Source organism: Imperialibacter roseus (genome assembly GCF_032999765.1).
GTDB lineage: Bacteria > Bacteroidota > Bacteroidia > Cytophagales > Cyclobacteriaceae > Imperialibacter > Imperialibacter roseus.
In genome coordinates this window covers 3,385,938-3,407,463 of record NZ_CP136051.1, presented here as the reverse complement: position 1 = coordinate 3,407,463, position 21,526 = coordinate 3,385,938, and the positions used below count along the sequence as shown (strand labels likewise).

General features: G+C 46.4%; 19 protein-coding genes. 5 read left to right on the top strand and 14 right to left on the bottom strand.

Going from position 1 to position 21,526, the window contains the following annotated elements; translation table 11 throughout:
• Window positions 1-194: 194 nt before the first annotated feature.
• Window positions 195-1,658 carry a glycoside hydrolase family 130 protein gene (locus RT717_RS14070; RefSeq protein ID WP_317487019.1) on the top strand — a complete coding sequence of 488 codons (1,464 nt, stop codon included), beginning with the start codon at window positions 195-197 and terminating at the stop codon, window positions 1,656-1,658.
• Between the two features lie 2 nt (window positions 1,659-1,660).
• On the opposite strand, the gene RT717_RS14065 is transcribed toward RT717_RS14070, so the two are convergent.
• The 9 genes from RT717_RS14065 to RT717_RS14025 form a co-directional block, all read right to left on the bottom strand.
• The gene (locus RT717_RS14065) at window positions 1,661-2,677 is read right to left on the bottom strand and encodes a glycosyltransferase family 4 protein (RefSeq protein ID WP_317487018.1); all 1,017 of its coding nucleotides are present in this window, start codon (window positions 2,675-2,677) and stop codon (window positions 1,661-1,663) included.
• Window positions 2,674-4,911: a glycosyltransferase family 4 protein gene (locus RT717_RS14060; RefSeq protein ID WP_317487017.1), complete on the bottom strand. Its 2,238-nt coding sequence runs from the start codon at window positions 4,909-4,911 to the stop codon at window positions 2,674-2,676. The genes RT717_RS14065 and RT717_RS14060 overlap by 4 nt, the downstream gene beginning before the upstream one ends.
• A 74-nt stretch (window positions 4,912-4,985) precedes the next feature.
• Window positions 4,986-5,171: a hypothetical protein gene (locus RT717_RS14055; RefSeq protein WP_317487016.1), complete on the bottom strand. Its 186-nt coding sequence runs from the start codon at window positions 5,169-5,171 to the stop codon at window positions 4,986-4,988.
• 45 nt (window positions 5,172-5,216) lie between these two features.
• Window positions 5,217-5,447 carry a hypothetical protein gene (locus RT717_RS14050; protein WP_317487015.1) on the bottom strand — a complete coding sequence of 77 codons (231 nt, stop codon included), beginning with the start codon at window positions 5,445-5,447 and terminating at the stop codon, window positions 5,217-5,219.
• Between the two features lie 33 nt (window positions 5,448-5,480).
• Window positions 5,481-5,831: a cupin domain-containing protein gene (locus RT717_RS14045; RefSeq protein WP_317487014.1), complete on the bottom strand. Its 351-nt coding sequence runs from the start codon at window positions 5,829-5,831 to the stop codon at window positions 5,481-5,483.
• Window positions 5,832-5,959: 128 nt separating this feature from the next.
• Entirely contained in the window at window positions 5,960-6,190 is a 231-nt protein-coding gene (locus RT717_RS14040) for a general stress protein CsbD (protein WP_317487013.1), read from the bottom strand.
• Between the two features lie 206 nt (window positions 6,191-6,396).
• Window positions 6,397-8,907 carry an ice-binding family protein gene (locus tag RT717_RS14035; RefSeq protein ID WP_317487012.1) on the bottom strand — a complete coding sequence of 837 codons (2,511 nt, stop codon included), beginning with the start codon at window positions 8,905-8,907 and terminating at the stop codon, window positions 6,397-6,399.
• Window positions 8,908-8,911: 4 nt separating this feature from the next.
• On the bottom strand, window positions 8,912-11,266 hold the full coding sequence (locus tag RT717_RS14030; RefSeq protein ID WP_317487011.1) for an Ig-like domain-containing protein: 2,355 nt from the start codon (window positions 11,264-11,266) through the stop codon (window positions 8,912-8,914).
• A 688-nt stretch (window positions 11,267-11,954) separates the two neighbouring features.
• A complete protein-coding gene (locus RT717_RS14025) occupies window positions 11,955-12,149 on the bottom strand; it encodes a hypothetical protein (protein ID WP_317487010.1) in 195 nt (64 codons plus the stop codon).
• 341 nt (window positions 12,150-12,490) lie between these two features.
• Here RT717_RS14025 and RT717_RS14020 point away from each other — a divergent pair, with 341 nt between their 5' ends.
• The 4 genes from RT717_RS14020 to RT717_RS14005 all read left to right on the top strand — a co-directional run bounded on the left by RT717_RS14020 (window position 12,491) and on the right by RT717_RS14005 (window position 17,564).
• Window positions 12,491-13,099, top strand: a complete 609-nt coding sequence (locus RT717_RS14020) for a helix-turn-helix domain-containing protein (RefSeq protein ID WP_317487009.1) — start codon at window positions 12,491-12,493, stop codon at window positions 13,097-13,099.
• On the top strand, window positions 13,096-15,915 hold the full coding sequence (locus RT717_RS14015) for an ATP-binding protein (RefSeq protein ID WP_317487008.1): 2,820 nt from the start codon (window positions 13,096-13,098) through the stop codon (window positions 15,913-15,915). The genes RT717_RS14020 and RT717_RS14015 overlap by 4 nt, the downstream gene beginning before the upstream one ends.
• Window positions 15,905-16,339: a response regulator gene (locus RT717_RS14010; RefSeq protein WP_317487007.1), complete on the top strand. Its 435-nt coding sequence runs from the start codon at window positions 15,905-15,907 to the stop codon at window positions 16,337-16,339. The genes RT717_RS14015 and RT717_RS14010 overlap by 11 nt, the downstream gene beginning before the upstream one ends.
• Before the next feature lie 190 nt (window positions 16,340-16,529).
• Complete coding sequence (locus RT717_RS14005) at window positions 16,530-17,564, top strand: ion channel (protein ID WP_317487006.1); 1,035 nt, start codon at window positions 16,530-16,532, stop codon at window positions 17,562-17,564.
• Between the two features lie 69 nt (window positions 17,565-17,633).
• Here RT717_RS14005 and RT717_RS14000 read toward each other — a convergent pair whose 3' ends face one another.
• The 5 genes from RT717_RS14000 to RT717_RS13980 form a co-directional block, all read right to left on the bottom strand.
• Entirely contained in the window at window positions 17,634-18,716 is a 1,083-nt protein-coding gene (locus RT717_RS14000) for an AI-2E family transporter (protein ID WP_317487005.1), read from the bottom strand.
• A 23-nt stretch (window positions 18,717-18,739) separates the two neighbouring features.
• Window positions 18,740-19,168 (bottom strand): hypothetical protein, encoded by a 429-nt coding sequence (locus RT717_RS13995; RefSeq protein WP_317487004.1) that lies wholly within the window; start codon window positions 19,166-19,168, stop codon window positions 18,740-18,742.
• Complete coding sequence (locus tag RT717_RS13990; protein WP_317487003.1) at window positions 19,165-19,506, bottom strand: hypothetical protein; 342 nt, start codon at window positions 19,504-19,506, stop codon at window positions 19,165-19,167. Before RT717_RS13990 ends, RT717_RS13995 begins: the two co-directional genes overlap by 4 nt.
• Before the next feature lie 95 nt (window positions 19,507-19,601).
• Complete coding sequence (locus tag RT717_RS13985; RefSeq protein WP_317487002.1) at window positions 19,602-19,886, bottom strand: YtxH domain-containing protein; 285 nt, start codon at window positions 19,884-19,886, stop codon at window positions 19,602-19,604.
• Between the two features lie 155 nt (window positions 19,887-20,041).
• On the bottom strand, window positions 20,042-21,508 hold the full coding sequence (locus RT717_RS13980) for a catalase (RefSeq protein ID WP_317487001.1): 1,467 nt from the start codon (window positions 21,506-21,508) through the stop codon (window positions 20,042-20,044).
• Between the last annotated feature and the right edge of the window lie 18 nt (window positions 21,509-21,526).

Genomic DNA, 21,526 nt, shown 5'->3' with positions numbered 1-21,526 from the left:
GTTGGCAAAACTGGCGAGTTTTTGAAAGGGATATTTTGATGCCAAATGAAATGTAACCGAGCCTCTATTTATCCCGCTTTTAGTGGTACCTTCCGGTAGATTCATCTGCACGAGAATCGGGTACCATTCCAGCTCGCTCCCCCTCTGCACCTTCGGTGTTCATCAATTTTGAGTTTTACCAAACGTTTATCATCATGCGAGTTTCTGTTGTAAGGAAAAATGTAAAATTCATGCCCGACTCAAGCAAAGTCGTGGCAAGGTTTTTTGTTAACGGTGACGGACGTACCCAAAAACTAGTCGGCAGGGTAATGACCCTGGACGAAAAGCAGGTGGGCATTGCCCTGGAGCAAACCTTGCGTGAATTTGCGAGCCGGCACCGTAATATCTCGAGGATTTTTTTCAAGCATTGCGACAATATCCGAAAAGTAATTGAGGCTATGGAAATCGACTATGTGCAGCTTTCTGAGGAACGTAAGATGCTCATCGGTTCTTATTGCACGTCGGAGTACTCCATCGAATCCGCTGCTTTTTTCAACCCCTCCCTGATCAGCGACCTCGACCAGTTTTCTCTTGAGAATGGTGAGCAACGGGTGATTTTGTCTTTCAGGGCTACGGGAGAGGGGCATATTTCATCTATTGTTTTCAGGCGAGCGATCCTTGATGCGAACAATGACATGAAGGTAATGACCACTGGTAGCCATATGGACACACCGGAGATCACCCATAAGAAGCTGTACGACAAGAGCCGTTTTGTCAAGAAACTACAGGAAATGAGTATCCTCGAGAAATATTCTACCAACCTTATGGAGGCTTTGGCTGATAAATTTGAATACTATTCATTGAAACGAGCAGTCGACAAGGTGCTCAGTGATGGCACCATTAGCGCCGATAGAAGGATGGCTCTTGAAGAGATGACGTGGCTGGCAGATTCGTTTTATGATGTGGAGTTCAAACGTGATTCTGATATTTCGGAAAGAGTCTTATTTCCGGTGTCGGAGTCGGAAAGCAATGGCATAGAGGATGCCCGGTTTGTTCGGTTTACAGACGACGACATGAGCGAAAAAGTTTATGCTACCTACACTGCGTTCAATGGGCATACTATTCTTCCAAAGCTCCTCTCAACCGATGACTTTTATAGATTTAGGGTAATGCCCTTGCACGGCAATGGCGCTCTGAACAAGAACCTTGCCCTGTTTCCTAAGAAAATAAAAGGCAAATACGCCATGCTGGCAAGAGTGGATGGCGTAAACAACTACTTGATGTACTCCGACAGAAACACTGTCTGGAACAATCCTGTCATTATTCAGGAGCCTCGTTTTCCCTGGGAGTTCACCCAAATAGGTAATTGTGGTTCTCCCATATGGACCGAAGAGGGCTGGCTGGTAATTTCGCACGGCGTTGGCCCTATGCGGCGGTATTGCATTGGAGCCTCTTTGTTTGATCTGGATGATCCTTCAAAAGAGATTGGCAGGCTGGAGGAACCGTTACTTTCTCCTCTTGAACAGGAAAGGGAGGGCTACGTGCCCAATGTGGTCTACTCTTGTGGCGCTATGATCCACAACGCCAGCTTGATTCTGCCCTATGCGGTGTCTGACTATGCGTCAACATATGGCGTGGTGGGTATGGAAGAGCTTTTTTATGCGCTGAAGAAGAGATAGGATTAGGAGCGAGCGTGTAACACCATTTCATAAGCCCGAATATAGGCCTCCACCATTGTCACCGTGCTGAAGTGAGTTTTTGCGTGCTCCCTGCATCGCAAGGGGTCGAGCTGTGCCAGCAGTGCCACCGACCCGACAGCCTCCGTTACATCCCTGACCAAAAAACCGGTTACCCCATTGACAATCAACTCGGGCATGCTGCCTCTGTCGTAGGCGATGGCGGGCGTGCCGCACATCATGGCTTCCACCACACTCAAGCCAAACGGCTCATCGAAAAAGATGGGGTGTAATAAGGCCATGGCCTCGCTCAATAGTTTGCTTCGTTCAATCGGGCCCACGTTGCCCAGGTAGCGCACCTGGCCGCTCTCAACCGATGGTTTGATAGCCGTTTCATAGTACTGCTGGTCTTGAATAAGCCCGGCCATGATCAGCGGCACTCCAGCCCGGCGGGCGATTTCGATGGCGGCATGCGCTCCTTTGTCCGGATGAATGCGACCGAAGTAAAGCAGGTAGTGCTTCTTGTCTTTTTTGAAGGTGAAATCTTCCGGATTTAGTCCGTGGTAGATCGTGCCGAGGTAATCGAGCTCAGGGTGGCGGTCGGCGTTGGAGATGGAAATGTAGGCGGTGGAGGCATTATACTTTTTGTAAACCGGGACTATTTTTGGCGAAGAAAACCCGTGGATAGTGGTGATCATCGGTGTGTCGATGAGCCTGGAATAGGTGAGGGGCAGAAAGTCGAAATGGTTATGGATGATGTCGAAGCAGGATGCCTGTTCCATCAGGTGGCTGATGTGCAGGCATTCCCATACTTTGGGGTCAATGCTCTGGTCTTCCGCATAGGGATGCTCACAAACTGATTCAAGTTGACCACTGGTGGTGGAGTCGCCCGTGGCAAAAAGAGTCACGTCTATACCTTTTTTCAACAGACCTTCGGCAATATTAGAGGCCACCTGCTCCCAGGGGCCGTATTTTCTTGGGGGCGTCCTCCAGGCAATGGGCGAAAGGATAGCAACTTTCATCCATCTGATTTGTAAAACTCCTCGTGCGCCTGAAGTACTGTCAGGTGGGAGATCAGGTAGGCCAAAGAGCTTTCTGCGCCCTGATTCCTGTTGACGCCATAGTTTTCGAAGCCATCGCAGCAGCCTTTGGTTTCGAAATCATACAGGCTCATGCGCAGATCATTTTCACCCAGGAACCACATAAATGCTGTATACAACTCATTGAGGTATTTCTTGTCTCTGGTCAGGTGAAACGCCTGATGAAACATGAGTACCATGGCCAGGGCATCAATTGGTTGCTGGCCGTATACCGAACGTGGTCCATCTTTTTGATACCATTCGCTGTTTCCGATAATGGACAAATAGCCGTCTTTCATGGTGTGGCTCGTCAGGAAGGCCATGCTGTCCAGGGCTACTTTTTTTATTTTTTCGTCGTTCAGTATTTCAGCCGAATGAAGAAGCGAAAGTGGCAAAATGCCGTTATCGTAGGCCAACAGTGCTTCAAACCAGTGCCAATTTGCCGTGCAGTTGTCTTCGTAATGTGCGACCAGCACATAAGCCAGGTTGCGTAGCCGCTCAGTCATGTCATCGTCGGATGGATTGCTCTTCAGGTAGTAGCAAATGCCTATCATGGTATTGGCAATGCTGCGGATGGATTTTAGGTTTTCAAAGTTGGACGCTGCTTCAAAAAACACCAGCCTGCCGGTTTGATAGTAGGCGTCGTTGGGCGCATTGCCCAGCAGGTAGCCCAGTGCCCATATGGTCCTGCCGAAGGAGTCTTCAGACCCCACTTCATCCATGAAATTGCGATTGAAGCTTAGGAAGTTTTTGAATGTGCCGTCTTCATTTTGCAGGTAATGGATGTAGCTTAGGTAAATGGGCATGAACTCGAGCGCAGCGACATCCTTTTTTTGTTTGTAGGCCATAAGTGCCATCAACAGAGCCCGGGCGTTGTCGTCGAGGCAATATCCCTCCTTCAGATTCGGAATCCCAAACTTTGCGTGCTGGATAATGCCTGTGTCATCCGTTAATCGCTTGATGTGGGCGAGCGAAAAGGGTGGAAGGAGCATCAAATCAATAATCGTTTCTTTTTTGTCAATGGACTGACAAGGCTCGCCAAGAATGCTTTCGGCCAGCGCAATGTATTTTTCTGCTGTTTTTGGCCAGCTTATGTTCTTGCCATATTCGTAGGCCTTCTGTTGGAGCTCTTTCAATACATCTGGCTGGCCGAGTAGTTCATTGAGGATGGAAGAAAGTTGATCTGAGTCATTGAAATCAAACAGACGCCCACGTCCGTCGGCAAGTAACTCACTGGCATACCAATACGGCGTTGAAACCACCGAGCAGCCTACACCCATGGCAAACGACAAGGTACCGCTCGTGATCTGAGCTTCATTCAGATAGGGGGTAATGTAAATATCACACGCAGCCAGGTATTTGAAGAGCTGATCTGGATCCATGAACTCGTTCAGAAAGAATACATGGTCTGATAATTTCAGGCTTTTTACCAGTAAATGAAGGGAATTGCGATACTCCTCGCCCGAGTGACGCAGGATATTTGGATGTGTTTTGCCAAGCACAATGTAGAGCACTTCAGGATGTTCCTTTATCACCGATGGAAGCGCTTTGATAACAGTCTCTATGCCTTTGTTGCGACCCAGAAAGCCAAAAGTCAGCAATACTTTTTTGCTTTCCAGCTTGAACTCTTTCTTGGCTAACGCATGGTCAAAATGAATATCGGGCACGCCATGTTCAATGAAAACAATCTTTTCTTTCGACACATTATAAATACTGGTAAGAAACTCGATGGCCTTATGGCTCATGACAACCACCCTACTGGCCATGTTACAGATTTCCTTTAGTATCGCTTTTTCGTTGTAGGAGGGTGCTTTCAAAATGGTATGAAGCGTCACAATCACCGGCATTTTTAGCCGGTGGAGAAGCGGAAGAATATATACCCCACTTTGCCCTCCGAAAATCCCAAATTCATGCTGAAGCACGCAGAGGTCGGCTCCACTCAAGTTGATAAAATTAGCTGCCTCAATGTAGTCTGCCTGCTGCTCCTGGCGGATTGTCAGCTTCACCTCCTTTGGGTAAGCGTAGAGTAGATCGTGGTCGTTTAAAGCCACTAAAAATGCCTCATCAACAAAGCTGGCGCTGTCTGGCGAGCTGGAGATAGCATCCACAAGATCCCAGGTGAATGTGCCAATGCCGCATTCACGGGGCGGATAGGTACCTATGTAAGCTATTTTCATGTTGGGTATTTAAATGAAGATAAGGTATTTGACAACAGGGCAGGCCCTGAGCAGGGAGGCAGGCAAAGCCCAGCTTAGCCTGCTGCGGGGTCAGCCACATCCGTAATCTCCCTTTCGAAGAGTGCCAGCTCTTTTTGGTCTGGATGAGCGGGAGTTGTGCAATAGTAGATTCTCTTGATGTACCGCTTGACAATCAATTTCTCGTTGGGTTGAGCAAGGGCATACACCGTTGTTCCTTCGGCAAACTTATTTTCTATCATGATTGGACGTTTAAAAAGGTTCTTTATGATGCAAATAGGGCATCGCTACTTCATGTCCTCCTCTACTGCCTTTGAAGAGACAGTCATTACTGGCAGTTTTGAAGCCAATCCTTCGTAAGCCTGCAGTTCCCGCTCGTGGAAGACCAATTCCTTCCTCGACAGATCCTCTGTCATTTTGCAGTAGTACACATTGTAAGCCTGCCTTTTAACGACCAATTTTTGTGTTGGTCTTATGCGTTCAGCTACCATTTCACCTACTTTAAATTTCCCTTCCATGGCTGATCAGTTTTTATATTTTCCTCTAAGACTTTATACCGGCAGGTCTTCATAACCACTTTTTATCATGGTTGAAATCATCTTGAAGCGGACATTTGCTTTTATGGCATTGCGGCAGTGCGCAGGAATAATAATCGACTGGCCTGTGTCGAGTAGATTGGATACGTCGTCAATCACCACTTCTGCCTTCCCATCAATCACCTGAATGAAGGTGTCAAATGGCGACGTCTTCTCCGTTAGCATTTCTCCTGAGTCGAACGACACCGCACTTACATTGCCTGTCGTTTTCTTAATAATTGTCTTTATCACCACTGAGTTTGGAACATACTCTATGATTTCTACGATAATGAAAACTTTTGCTTTAGGGTATTCCGGAGTATCCATTTTGATTGTTTAGGTATTTCCAATGAGTAAAAAGGACAGTTTCTGGTACAACACCATTACTGCCCTTTCGTTACCCTTCAGGTGTGTTCGCAGTATCTATTAAATAATGCGTTTTTCACTTCAAAGGGCTATTCTGTGCTTTCAAGCGGTAGGCCTTTCCTGATAATATTGATCACTTCCTCACGGCTTTTATTGATCCGTTCGCAAATCCTGGTGAGCAAATCCTGTTCTCCACCTACCTCGAACTTAAGGTCCTCATCTGTGAGCAGGCCAAATTTCTGTTTGAGCACTTTCGACTGATGGAACCAGTTGCCCGTTATTCTAAATGTGCCCACTGTGTTTGCCTCCGCTGTATTCATAAAAATATCGGTTATTTCCCCCACAAATGTGCCGCTATTGCTCCCCGGAAACTTTACATCTTTATAAGAGAGTGTTACATATATCACAGGTTATAGCCTTAACTATTGCACACGACGGAAAGCGAGTTTGGGTGGAGCCGAAAACAAAGGGCCGACCGATTTTCATCAGTCAGCCCTAAGATGTTGCTTATAAGAGGCAAGCGCTTTTACTTGGCAGGAATAATGTCAATAAGAACCGTTCTGTTATAAAACCTTTCTTCTGGCCATTTGTTTCCAAAAGGCATCATTCTCTCTTCCTCCCCAAAACCCAGTACTTTGAAAGTCACGTCAGTTCTTCCAGCTTTGGACAGGGCCTTGGTAAGGATGGTTTTCACATCATTGGCCCTGGCCAGCGACAGTTTCTCGTTGTTCGCTGCGTCTCCGACTACGTCGGTGTGGCCGTGGATAATCACAGTTCCTCCGTGAGGAATCTTTGGCGCAACGATCTCAGTGAGGTATTTTTCATACATGGCAATGGCAGTGGAATTGTTGAATTCATAAATGACACTGTATCTCATACCCATTTCATCGACTTCCGGTGTCCAAAGCACCATATTGACAGTAGCCTCTTTTTTCACTGTTTTGCCATCTGGTGTCTGCCCTATCATGGTTACTTCGTACTTGCCTTTGGGGGTAGTACCTAAAATGGATTTGCCGGGAAGATTGACAAGCTCTCTGGTAAAAGGACCGAAAGACTGTACTTTTCCCTGCTCATCTTTGATGTCCAGCGACCACGACTCAAAAGCTTCGTCGGCACCATCGACCCTGAATGATACGTAGCTATCAATCGGAGCTACCTGTACCGCCACGAATTCAACTGGCTTAAGGGCCGCTTCCGGCCCACTCTGGAACTCCATAAGCAGCGCAGGAGAGCTGCTTTCTATAGACACCCTGCGGTCTTCTTGTTGAAGGAGTACAAGTTCCTCAGTTCCGCCTGGCTGCTGCGAGGGTATTTTGGATTTGCTTCTTCCATCTACTGAGATTCTAGCCGCATTGATCCCAAAAACGTCAACAAGATATGTTTTAATAGTCGTTGCCATTTCCCGGCCGTCTTCAGGGCTTTTTCTTGAAGAGCCTACCAGGTTAATGGTAGCCTGTGGGTTTTTGCCCATTCTGTCGCCAAGGATATTAAGGATGTTATAATAGACTACCATTCCACGATCGGAGCGACCTGTCAGGTGCTTCGGTGTAAATACTTCAAGCTGATCTTCCTTGAAATCCTTTACTTGGGTTTTATTGATGGTTACGTACCTGTCAGGTATTTCAGTTGACCCTAAGTCAAAAAATACGTAATTGCGCAAAGGAAAGGTTTCTCTCACCCGGCGCTCAATAGGAATATTGGCGGGTGAAACCACCGTGAACTGAACTTCTGGTAGTCCTATCGCTGCCATCTCCTCTGGTACTGGAGGCACGTCTTTGATTATTTCCTTGCCTTTGCCAAACTTAAGCGCAGCTCCCAACCTAACGGTGGTGTTGTGCCAGGTTTCGGTAGACCTGGGATCCTGGCCAAATTGAGGTTGAAAACTGGCAAACGGAGAAAGAACGAATTGCGTTTTATGATTGACAGACGAAAGTTGAATATCGTACCCGGCACCTACCTGCATGGAAATCACAGTTTTTTCGATGTTGCTGAAGTCACCCTTCACAGGTGGTGTAGCAGCCTGCTCAGGAAAAGCAGGATTGATACCCAGTTCGTAGGTAAATGCGCTTGTTCTGTTGAAGGCAAAACGGGGGCCAGCGTACAGGTAGAAATCTGATTTGAACGGCGCAAATCTCAGGCTTGGTTCAATGGAAATATAGCCCAGGTTGGTCGATAAGTCGGCCGGACAGTTGCAACTGGTAAGTACCTGATCCCACGAGCCTTTGCGGCTGTCGTATCCCCCTTGCAGAATGACCCCGAATCGAGTATCAGGTTTGTAGAACTCGATAGAAGGAGCCACGTACAAGCCAAGGCCTTTTCCATGCCTGAAGGCAGTAGGAACGGTCAGGTCGTCGTTTAGCTGCTGAGTAGTGCCTCTGTAGAAATTGAAGTTCCCGCCCGCTGCTACACCAAAGTGCCAGCTAGGCCTGGTGTACTCCGTAGGTGAAGCGTCCTGCGCCTGGAGAGGTGCCTGTATCCCCGTCAAAATCAAAGCACTGAAAATAAGGGAAAGTATCGTCAGGCTATATAAGGCATGCGAGGGTTGCAATACCTTTTTGTAATTAGTTATCGTTTTCATTTTGTGATAAAAGTTTTTAATGATGTCTATAGCCAGCTTGTAACTGGCCGGCATACTGCTTTTGTGATTGGCCTTTGACATGATAGTCATTGGCGTTAATGGCTGTAGCTTTCCACTGAAAGAAGTGCCACTACCTATGCTGATAGTTCCATCAGTTTTCCAAAAGATATTTTTAGCTTGCGCTTCTCCTCTAAGTACCACATTGCCTCCGTGGCTGCCTAAAGTCGTAATCCGGTGAGAAGCCTCAAATATCCAAACTGCCTCGGCGTCTCCACGGGCATCAAGTGTCAGATTCCCGGCTTGAATAATAAAGCTATCAGCTGTGTAAGTACCCGGCATGAGTGTTAGTCCTCCCATTTCACCAGATATGGCCTGAGCCATGGCTGCTGCTGCCGGAGGGGAAAACCCTCCGGCGAACAGAAGCTTAGCTGACTGCATTGGTTTAGATGCGGTCTTCATGGTATTAATTTGGAGGTCTGGTAATGGTGTTGGCGCTGATCAGCTGTACCGAACCGTTTCTGGCAAGCATCCTGCCTTCTGCCACCGAACCGGCATTCATCGTGATGGATGAAAAGGCGAGTATATTTCCTTTAAATATTGTATTGTCGCCAATGGTCGCTGAGCTACTTACTTGCCAAAACACATTTTTGGCCTTTGCTCCACCCGCCAGGATCACGTTGCCGCCGGCACCACCTACAGAGGTGAAGGCCGATCCAACCTGGAAGATCCAGACGGCATTCTCGTCTCCCTGGGCGTCAAGCGTAAGGTCACCATTCTGCAAGAGCATGGTGGTGGCAGATGTCCAGATACCTGGAGCAAGTGTTTGCCCGCCAAGGTCAGCCGGTGCTACGGAAGGGGCAGGGGTTGTTGCGTTTTTAGCATCGTCGTAGGCTTGCACCAGCTCTGACTGAGCTTGGTTAAGTGCAGCGTTGATTCCCGCAGGAGCCACATCATCGGAGGCATGGAAGGCACCATTAAAGATAAGACCTGGTCCACCATCCACATCGAAGAAGCCTGTAATAGAAGAACGTGCTCCGGGATAGATACCGACATTCATGTCATGAATCTCGCTGGCACCAGCGTTGTTGGTAACACCCACTCCGGCTATGATACCGTATTCAAGTAATGAATTGAGGTTTACAACTGGAGGGCCTAAGGGGGCCACCGTGCTAAAGCTCCATACGTGATTACTGGGAATGGCAATGCCGCCCACGCTCTTTGCTGCGGTTGTAATAGTGGCAGTATAAGATTTACCCGACAGCAGATTGCTTGTTGGTGTGAAGCTCGCTGTTGTTCCTGTGTAGCTAACTGCACCTGCCACGCTATTTGTACCTTGCATAAGGGTAAATGAAGCGCTGGTGATCGTCAGAGGATCCATTGATTCACTGAAAGTAGCATTGATGACCTTGTTAAGAGGAATACCTGTAGCAAGATTCAGCGGGTCAGTAGAAAGAACAGTTGGAATCACTCCTACATCAAAGCTCCATCCAAAATCAGCGCCCATCGCAAAACCAGCCTGGCTGGTTGCGCCTGTCGTTACATTGGCGGTATACGTCGTTGCTGCCAGAAGCGGGCTTGTTGGCGTGAAGGTAGCCGTGGTGCCTGAGTAGCTAACAGTACCTGCTATTGCATTGGTACCCTGCATCAAAGTAAATGACGAAGAGGTAATTGTAGCAGGGTTCATGGCTTCGCTGAAGGTAGCACTGATGACCTTATTGGTAGGCACACCGGTAGCCAGGTTCAACGGGTCTGTAGAAACTACAGTGGGAAGTACTCCGGTGTCAAAATTCCACACATAATTGCCTGCCAGCGGAATGCCTACAGGATTGGCTGCTGTGTTGGTAACAGTGGCGGTGTAAGTAGTGCCAGCCGAAAGAGGGTTTGTTGGCGTGAAAGTAGCTTTAGTGCCTGAATAGGCAACAGTACCAGGAACTGATGTTGTGCCTTGCTTTACGGTAAATGAAGTCGGGGTGATGGTCAGGGGATCCATGGCTTCACTAAAGTCGGCCTCAATTACCTGATTCAGCAGTACACCTGTGGCCAGATTGATTGGTGCCGTAGTCGTTACAGCGGGCAGCATGCCAGTATTAAAAGTCCATACAAAATCAGCCGCAACTGCCTCTCCGGTGAGATTCATGGCGCCGGTCGTAATAGTGGCCGAATAGTCTGTGTCAGGTAAAAGATCGACAGACGGTGTAAAGAAGGCCGTCAAACCATCGTAGGTGATGACCCCGGCAACCTGCGTTGTTCCATTCATGAGTGTGAACGAGGCACCATTGATCATCAATGGATCCATTGCTTCACTGAATGTGGCCGTTACTACTTTGTTGAGCAGAATATTGGTGCTCAGGTTGATGGGGTCTGTTGACACCACAGTCGGCGAGGCGTTTGTGGTGAAGGTCCACACATAGGGTGCTTGCAGGAAATTACCATTTTGATCCTTCGCCGTAGGTGCCACTGTGGCTGTGTACTCAATGCCCGGGCGGAGATTTTCTGCTGGCACAAAGCTTACTGTAAAAGTAGCAGCATCATACGACACCGTGCCTTCAATTTCAGCCAAACCTCGGCCGGCAGGAGAGGCTCCTCCAAGGCTAAATGTGGCTTGAGTGATAGAAGAACCATTCATTGCCTCGTTGAAGGTCGCTGAAATGACCTGATCAAGTGGCACATTCACGGCGCCCCCCACGGGATCCGTGGATACAATCACAGGGCAGAGTCCTACAATGCCCTCATTTTCATCTTTACACCCTACTATCAGGACGGCAAAAAATAATGCTGTCAGGGCAGATGTCCATAGCTTGTTTTTTGTTTTTTTCATTATATTAATGTTTAGCTGGTAATTGAATTTTGAGCGATTATTACTCTTTGTCACCCACCAGGTTAAGGGGGTGTTTTACGATGACATAAGTAATTTTGAATTGAGGTTTATGGCTTCTTGCGAGGCCACAATGAGCTTAAAATTGAGCTCATTTTAAGCGACGTCCTCCCTGTGTTGGGCAGGCGGGTTTGCCATTAGGTTTATGCAAAATTCCAATTTTTTGAACCAATAAAATTACACTTCAGTATTTTTGAGTTACATATTTCACTGGTTATTTGTCGCTTTTTGCTGTTTAAGGCGTCTTTTAAAACAGATTGGGAGGAAGTAGTGAAATAGAGTGGCAATTAGAAAAATATAATTTTTCTAATAAAATTTTAGATTTGTCGTGCACCAATATAAAACGGGAATAACCCCAGTTGAGAAGCTTCTTTATTCTGACACTTTTGCTTGGTAAATTTGGTAGATGATGTTTGAAGACACTGAAAGAGCCGCCAGTGATGGAGGATAATTGCATCAGCTATCCTTCTTGGGAAATATTCGGCAAGTGTTTCGGCCATTGGTACGGGGAGGGGGGATAAGCCACGAATTTGCTCAAAGACTTTTAGCCTGACGCACACCCTACGGGCCCACGGCACCACCGATCAAAAAGGCTCTGGTTACCTCGACGAATTACTATTTTGCGCCCTTACTACGATTCGTCTTTCGTAGTACGTACAAGGCTAATGCCCGACACGAAAAACAACAGGCCAAGCCCTCCCCAGGTCAAAAGGATTTTCACGCTATTTGCGCCACCCATGTTGTTGACGAATAACACAGCAGCATAGATAAGACTGCCTATTCCTAATACAGTCAGTAGTCCGCCAAATATTCTTTTTAGATTCATGATTTATGTGTTTAACTGCTGAAGCATATTGAAAAGCGTGGATTCGCTTCCGGGGCAAATGGCCTAACCAAGCGATGCCTCAATAATAATTCCCCACAAAGATGCGACGCTAAGACCAGCCAGGTGTTATATATATTTGGCGTCCTATTACACATTTCACACTTCCCAAAGTAGCTGGATCGCAGGCCATCCTCTAAGGGCTTATGCAGCTGCGGAGACACCTGCAGGGCGTTGCCGACAGCCAATCAGTGATTTATGTAACATTCCTCCTTTGATGTGTAAGTTTTGTGAACCGAAAAGCCCCCAACTTGCCTGTTATCCGCTTAAAAAAATGTGATCATTTGAAACTCTACATCAAGTACATGGTGAGTATACGCTGCAAGATGGCAGTGAAAGAAGTTTTGAGAGAGATGGGCTTGCATTTTATTGTGGTTGATCTGGGGGAGGTAGACGTGATGGAGGAGCTGACGGGCGACCAGCAGGACGAACTAAAAGCCGGGTTGCTGCGCATTGGCCTGGAGCTGATGGAAGACAAAAGGGCCATTCTGATTGAAAAGATCAAAAACATCATCACAGAAATGATTCACTCCACTGATGAAGCCCCCAAGGTGAATTACTCCGACTACATCAGCGAGAAACTTGACTACGACTACACTTACTTGTCCAACATATTTTCGGAAGTGAAGGGCATTACTATTCAGCAATTCATCATTATTCACAAGGTGGAGCGCATCAAGGAGCTCATCATTTACGACGAACTGAACATCACAGAAATTGCCTGGAAAATGGGCTACAGCAGCGTCGCACATCTGTCCAACCAGTTTAAAAAAGTCACCGGTCTTTCGCCGTCCCATTTTAAGCAGTTGAAAAGCAAACGGAGGAGCCCGATTGAGGCAATTGGCAATTCAGACAAGGGAACTTTGACACAAGGAGAAATAAATCAGCGATGACCAGGACAAAATCTCAGAAATCGCAGTATGCAAGGAGTTTGCTGGAAGCCAGCCTGGATCCGTTAGTTACCATTAGCGCCGAGGGTAAAATCACCGATGTGAACGAGGCGCTGATGAAAGTGACCGGGCTTCAGCGGGAAGAGCTTATTGGCACCGATTTTTCCACCTATTTTACCTCACCTAAAAAGGCGCAGGAGGGATATTTGCAGGTTTTTGAAAAAGGCTTTGTCTCAGGATATCCGCTGACAATCAAACACAAGGACGGCGGATTGATTGACGTGCTTTACAATGCCTCCGTATACAAAGACAGCAGAGGCAATGTGCTGGGCGTTTTCGCTGCTGCTCGTGACGTGACAGAGCAAAAATGGGCCATCGAACTGAGAAAGGCCAACAAGGAGCTGGCTTTTCAAAATGAAGAAAAGGAGAAGAGGGCTGCCGAGCTGGTCATTGCCAACAAAGAGCTTCTTTTCCAGAATAAAGAGAAAGAAAAAAGAGCCGCTGAGCTGAGTGTAGCTAACATTGAGTTGGTTTTTCAAAACGGTGAGAAAGAAAAACGAGCTGCCGAGCTGGTCATTGCCAACGAAGAGCTTGTTTTCCAAAACAAAGAGAAAGAAAAAAGAGCTGCAGAGCTGAGCGTTGCCAACATTGAGTTGGTTTTTCAAAACGGTGAGAAAGAAAAACGAGCTGCAGAGTTGGGTGTTGCCAATGGAGAGCTCGCCTTCCAAAATAACGAGAAGGAAAAGCGGGCCGCTGAGTTAAATATAGCCAACAAAGAGCTTGCCTTTCAGAACGATGAGAAGGAAAAGCGGGCGGCCGAATTGAGGCTGGCCAACTATGCCCGCAGCCTGATAGAAGCCAGCCGTGACCCATTGGTTACTATCAGCACAGCAGGCAAAATCACCGATATGAATGAGGCGTTTGTGAGCATTACAGCATCAACACGAGAAAAGCTTGTCGGCTCCGACTTTGGGATCTACTTCACAGATCCCGTCAAAGCACGTGAGATTTATGAAGAGGTGTTCACCGAAGGGTTTGTGGCAGACTATCCGCTGACCATTATTGATCATGGACTAACAGCTGTGTTGTTCAATGGCTCTGTGTATAAGAATGAAAAGGGTGATGTGCTTGGAGCTGTAGTGGTAGCCAGAGACATTACCGAGCAAAAGAGGATTGAAAAGGAACTAATAGAAGCCAAGGTAGCTGCCGAGTTGGCCACCACCATTGCCGAAGAGGCCAAGGAGAAAGCTGAAAGTGCTGCCCAAATTGCTGAGAGTGCCGTAAAAGCGAAGCAGCAATTTCTATCCAATATGAGCCATGAAATCCGCACACCAATGAACGCCATCATTGGTTTTACAAAGGTGGTATTGAAAACGGACTTGTCGGCGAAGCAAAGGGAATATTTAACAGCTATTAAGATTAGTGGCGACTCTTTAATTGTACTCATCAACGACATCCTTGATTTGGCCAAAGTAGATGCTGGAAAAATGGTTTTTGAGGAGATTCCATTCAAGATGGCCTCCTCTCTCTCAGCAATGCTGCACCTGTTTGAGACAAAAATTCAGGAAAAGAACCTGTTACTCATCAAAGAATATGACGAGACCATCCCGGAAGTGCTGATTGGCGATCCGGTACGTTTGCACCAGATTATTTTAAATCTGGTGAGCAATGCAGTCAAGTTTACTTCCAGAGGAAAAATTACCGTGAGCGTTCGAATGCTGGCCAGTGAAGAGGAAGAAAAGGTCAATATCGAATTCGCTATTTCAGATACCGGGATTGGCATAACCGAGGATAAACTGGAAAGGATATTTGACAACTTCCAACAGGCCTCCAGTGGCACTTCCCGGTTGTATGGGGGCACGGGGCTTGGGCTGGCCATTGTCAAACAGCTGGTAGAGCCCCAGGGGGGCAGCATACAGGTGAAAAGCAAAATAGGAGAGGGAACCACATTTAGTTTTATCCTGAGTTTTGGTAAAACAAACGAGGAAGCTGTCCTCGACGTGATATTTGCCGAGCCGGACAAAGAAATCAAGGACATCAAAGTGCTGGTAGTGGAAGACATCGCACTCAATCAATTGCTGATGAAAACATTGCTGGATGATTTTGGTTTCGAAAGGGACATTGCTGAGAATGGTCGGATTGCGATTAAAAAGCTGGAAGCTAAATCGTACGATATTATCCTGATGGACTTGCAAATGCCTGAAATGAACGGCTTTGAAGCCACAGAATACATTCGCAATACAATGAATCTCAAAACTCCCATTATAGCCCTGACCGCCGATGTGACTACCGTGGACCTGGAAAAATGCAGGGTAGTCGGAATGGACGACTACATTTCAAAGCCAGTCGATGAAAGGTTGCTGTGTAGTAAAATAGTCTCGTTGGTAAAGAGGCCGCCACTTTTGGCGCAGGATGAAGACGTGGTGGTGCAAATTTTACCTGGTAAAATTGTTAGCTGTATCGACCTTACGTTTTTGAATCAACGAACGAAGTCTGACCCAAAATTGATGATGGAAATGATATCACTTTACCTGGAGCAAACCCCACCGCTGATCAGTACGATGAAGAAGAGCTTTGCTGAGAAAGACTGGACTACATTGTATTCAGCTGTGCATAAAATGATTCCCTCATTTTCGATAATGGGCATTCACACGGATTTCGAAAAGAAAGCCAGAGCATTGCAAGAGTTCGCCAGTACTCAGCAGCAGCCAGAGGAAATCTCAGCCCTTGTTTTACAGCTGGGGAATGTGTGCACACAGGCATGTACAGAATTGAAGCAGGAGTATAATAAGATGAAGACATCAATACATGAAAACTGAAAAGAGAATAAAGGTTTTTCTCGTGGACGACGATGCTGTGTTCCTGAAGTCACTGGAAATAGAGTTCATGAACACGGGCAGTTTCATAGTGGAAACCTATGCGACGGGCGAACGCTGCCTTGAAAACCTGGCAAATGCACCTGATGTAATTGTTTTAGATTATCACCTGGATGGAATTGATAAAAATGCCATGAACGGAGTGAAGACCCTGGACAAAATTAAGGCATCAAATCCCGATATCCCTGTGCTTATGCTGTCTTCGCAGGATAAAATTGAAGTGGCGATAAACTGCATGCACCACAAGGCATTTGACTACGTAGTAAAAAGCGAAACGGCCTTTATACGCATGCAGAAGATCATCACCGGTATCATGCAACTCAAAAAGGTAGAAAGACAATTGAGCTGGTATATGGAAAGGATGTAGGCATCAGTATTTTTTAGCTCAATAGTCGCAGTGGCGACTTGCTCAATCTTGCGGCAGGCGCTCCAGAGTTTGCAAGTCTAAGGCACTATTAGTCATGCTGAGTTTGTTTTTTTCCAGTTACGCTTGCAACAAAGATCAGTAGATACCTAACGCCGATAGCATTTCATTTCGCTAGCCTAACAGCAACACCATGAACTATTTTGTATTTATCCTGGGCATTATTCTGCTCTTAGTTGCCGCTACTGATTTAACCGTAACGTCGTTGTCGGTGCGTGGGGCAGGGTTTATTACCAAACGCTTATCTAAGGCCATTTGGAGAGTGATGCTGGCCATTAACAAAAGAGTGGGCAGTGGAAAATATTTAGAACTTGGTGGAGCAATCATATTGATTTCAATTCTCATCAATTGGTTGTTTATGATTTGGTTTTCGACTAGCCTTTTGTTTATCAGTCAGCCCGAATCCTTGATGAATGTTGAGACAAATTCGTCTACCACAATTATTAACAAAATATTTTATGCAGGTTACACGCTGTCTAATTTGGGATTGGGCGACATGGAGCCTGTTTCACCTTTTTGGGATTTAGTCACCGCAGTTCTTTCGTTTGTTGGCCTGATTCAAATCTCCATTGCTATTACTTATTTCATTCCGGTGGTTTCAGCTGAAATAGTGAAAAGGAAAATAAGCGTCTATATTACAACCCTCGGCTGTTCTGTGGAAGAAATTCTGTTAAATCATTGGAATGGGAAGGACTTTAAAGAGTTGGAACAACCCTTTATGAGTCTAACCGAATCAATAATTTTACACGCCCAAAATCACAAAGCTTATTCGGTGCTGCACTATTTTCACTCTTCTGACAGAAAGGAAGCTTTTGTGCTCAATATCACCAACCTGGATGAGGTACTTACAGCCCTTCTGTTTAGCATACCAGTGGAACTACGGCCATCTCGCAGTGTGCTCAATGGGATAAGAAAAGCCATTTCAAGTTATCTTGTAACGCTACCTGCCACCTTTGTAGTGCCAGGTGAAGAAACACCACCGTTAAACTCACTTTCTGCCTTAGAAAAAAACGGAATTAAGGTGAGTCACAGCGCACCTATAGATTTAGAGTATGAGAAACTGACGACCAGGCGTAGGTTATTATTGTCGCTTATCAAAGATGATGGATGGGAATGGTGCGATCTTCAGGCGGGAAGCTACGACCATGAAATGAGCGTGATCAAATAGGGAAGAATGTTGCTCTTCGAGTCAGGGTAAGCCATCAAGGGAAACATATATTAAGCTATTTTCCTCACCTCAATCTGTTTTTGGCACTACCTCGGGCGGCAGTGGCGTGGTATCACCCATAAGGAATCCCCAGGGCCGGAGGGAATCTATCCGGTCGAAGGTCAGCTTGAGAATGGCTGCAAATGGAATAGAAAGAAACATGCCTGGAATGCCCCACAAAGCCGCTCCCACAATAACGGCAATGATACAGATAAGAGGGTTGAGTTTCACCTGCCCGCCAATTACTTTAGGAATAATATAATTGTTGTCGACAAACTGGATCAAAGCGTAAAGCCCTACTACATACACCACATAAACAGGTGACTTGGTGGCAAATGCAACAAGCATAAATATGGCCACACCAACAAGCCCCCCTATATAAGGTATAATGTTCAGCAATGCGCCGACGATGCCAAGTAATATCGGGTAATCTATGCCAAGGATAAACAAGCCCAAGGCGTTTAACACGACAATGATCATGAACTCAGCAGAAAGCCCCACCAGGTATCTGCGAATGATGGATTTCACTTCTATAAGGATTTCGCTTACGTTTTTGTCGTGAATGATACCGAAGAGCCTGTGAATGAATTCCACCAGATGAGGTTCATAATTCAATATCATAAAGGTGTAAACAGGTGTGAGGAGCACTACTGCAAGGATACCTCCCATGGTGACAATGGTGGTGCCGATGGCTGCCCCGCTGTTGTCAATAAGATCGCTCTTGCCATCCGAAATCCAGGCATTTATATCCCGGGTGCTGATTGAAAAATAACCTGAGGTCCACTTCACTGAGTCGTTGGTGAGCTGTTGAAATTTGCTTGTTAATTGCGGCCACGATTCTCCAAATTTGTTAAGCTGCAGGGAAATCCAAAAGAGCAACCCTCCGATGAGCAAAATGGTGATCAGCAAAACCACGGCGACAGAAAAAGTTCGGTTAATTTTCTTCCTGACCAAAAAATGAACGGCAGGGCTTACCAATATGGATATGAGTACTGCGTAGATAACGGGTAGAATGATGGGCCTGATAATGGACAGTATGCTCACCACTAAATAAAGACCTACGAGTAGCATCGCCACTTTTACGTAGGAAGGCAATTTTACATTGAGATCCATTGGAGAGGTTGGTATTGTATTATTTAACTGCTAATGTGTTCAGGAAGAGCCTTCAGCTTTTTGGCTTGCCGACTTCGGAGCAGATGGGCAAGCCCACGGCCAAGCGATTTCAGCAGGAGACTGTTTTTTGCAACAGCACCCGAGATGCCTAGAAGTACAAGGGAGCCTACAATCGTTTTTACAGAGCTGGGGGGAGGCTGTGCCGTCAGCGATGCTGGCTCGTCATCACCTGCATCTGCTGACTTGTTATGAGCGAGAAACGAGCTTATACCCATAGATTGTGCGATGTCGCCTAAAGCTCCTTTGATTAAGTTAAGTGGTTTTAGGCTCTCAAATGTCAGCGTGAACTGCTTTTTCAACACTCCACCTTCGAGCAACTGGTCTTGCTGCAATTGAAGAATAGCAGACCTGAGCCTTTCTGGAGAATCTATTTTTAGATTCGGGCTGCTCATTGAAGTGCTTGTTTAATTATCAGGTTGCTGACTGGCCTTTTGATCCATTGATGAAGATAGAGGTGGAAGATGATGCCAGCCAAAAGGTAAAAGCCTGCCACAACAAAAAAGCCATAGTAAATTCTCCCCAAAAGCTCACCCAGCCACAACGCCACTCCTATACTTAGAACAAGTGTGGAAGTGGAAAGCACGAGGATTACGGCCAGCCGGGAAATCAGAGACGAGGCCAATACCGTAGACATTTCAAGAGACTTTAGCTTTGAGAGCTGAATGGTGGTCTTACCATATGCCTCAAGTTTTTGAAACAACGATTCGAAGGAGTTATTAACGGTTTCCATTGCTTGGTAAGTCTGTGTTGAAGGGGAGAAAAATGGGCCACTGCTATTTAGCCAATGGCCGCTGAAATTTTTCCCTGATGGGTTATCAAAGGTGTCTACAGTTTGACCCCGTTGGCAGCCGCATCTTTTAAAAGCTGTTCGGTCTTTTCGGTTCCGGCCTTGGCAAGTGCCTTCACTTCGTTACTTACTTTATCGTATTTTTCAGTCACGCCAGTCACCAGTAAGTTAAATTTCTCTTCCAGCTCGCTGGAAAACTCGTCTTTCTTGTCCGAAATCTTCTTTCTGGTCAATGTGCCCTTTTCCGGAGCGAACAATACGCCTATGGCAGCGCCGGCCGCAAGACTGGCTAGTATGCCTACTAAAATTTTTCCTGAGTTCATGATCTTTCGCTTTAAAGAGTAAATATTGCTGATAGCAAAGGTGTAAATGTTACGACGCTGATGTATTGTACAATCTCACTATACATTTACATGTTTCACACATTTGACAAATGCTTTTGTTTGCTTGTATGTAAGTAACGCACCCAACGGTGACTTTATGCGTGGGCCATTTCCCTCTCGTCAATGATAAATTCAAGGCCGTCGGCGAGTCTTTGTCCAAGCTGACTGTCGACACGGAAAAAATGACACAGCTGCAAATGAATAATTTTATTCCTCCGCTCGCCGGAGATGCCACTCATAGAAGCCACAATGTTATTCACAAGGCGCTCTCTCTGAATTTCATTCATCACTTTGCGATACAATACGCCAGATTGCGAAAAATAATCCTCATCATTCTCATAGTGTTCTATTGAACGTGATTGGAGAGCGCCCTCACTTATTACCGGCGCTACATTGTTGGTATCTGTGTAGTCAAATCCTTCCTGTCGGTTGTTTTCGGGAACGTCGCTTCCTTTTTTATTTGAATCAACAGAATCACTTTGAGGTTGATTTGAGAGCAGGCAGGGCTGCTTTTCAACTGGAATGACATCTGCCGCAACTGGTGTCTGCTGTATCAGGGGTTTGACATGTTCAACCGGTGCCTGATCACCAGGATTGGAAACACCCGTATTAATTTTAGCATGGATAAGCCTTTCCTGTTCTTCTGTACTCAGGCTCACGTCGGGAATTTCGTTTAATTCTATCACACCGATATCAATAAGCGGAAAGTCGCTGTGGCTCCAAATCTTAGCCGGGTCAAAGGGATCCCATTGGAAACTGTCGGCCTGTTTTGCGGTCATTACCTGAACAGCCACAGTCCATTTAGGGAAGTTGTTTCTCCTGATAGCCTCTTCAAGGTCTTTCTGTGCATGTTCCGGGTCAACGCCATTCATTTCGCTAGCCAATTGGCCTCGAAAATCAGTTATTTCTTGCATCGTTTTGAAGTGAAACTTTACCCAAAACTGCTGCCTGGCTCTATTGATGAATGCGAAGGGTTCTAAACCAAAACCATGCATGTTCCGGTAGGAGTAGGGGATGCCCTGGTCGCTCATCAGTATCATCACCTGAAGGAGGCTCTCAGGGTTCTGACTCCAGTAGTCCCAAATGAGGGTGGGGCTCTTGCAGTCGGTTTCTACATCGACCTGCTGTGTTTGAATAAATTGCGAGAACTTCAAAGGGTTTTTGATAAAGAACACTGGCGTATTTCTCCCTGTCATAATCCAGTCGCCCTCTTCCGTGTAAAATTTTATCGAGAAGTCGCCACGAATTTTTTTAGAAGCCAGGTGGTCTTCCTCATTTTCTTCATCCGAGAACCGGGTCAGCAACTTTGTTTGCTTGCCTATGTGGGCAAACATTTTAGCGTTGGTATATTGAGTGATATCGCTGGTTACTGTAAAGCTGCCATAGGCACCGGCTTGTGTCAATAAGTTCTCCTTGCCGAAGGCAGTTACACTGGTGCCGGAAAGTTGTTTTGCCCCCTGGAGGTCACCCGCTGGCTGCATCTCGCTATCGGTAGCCACAGTCACTACGGGGCCGTTCGTTTCCTCATACTTACTGCTGACTTGCTTTCTTTTGCTCTCCATTGGACAGTTCTTTTCGAT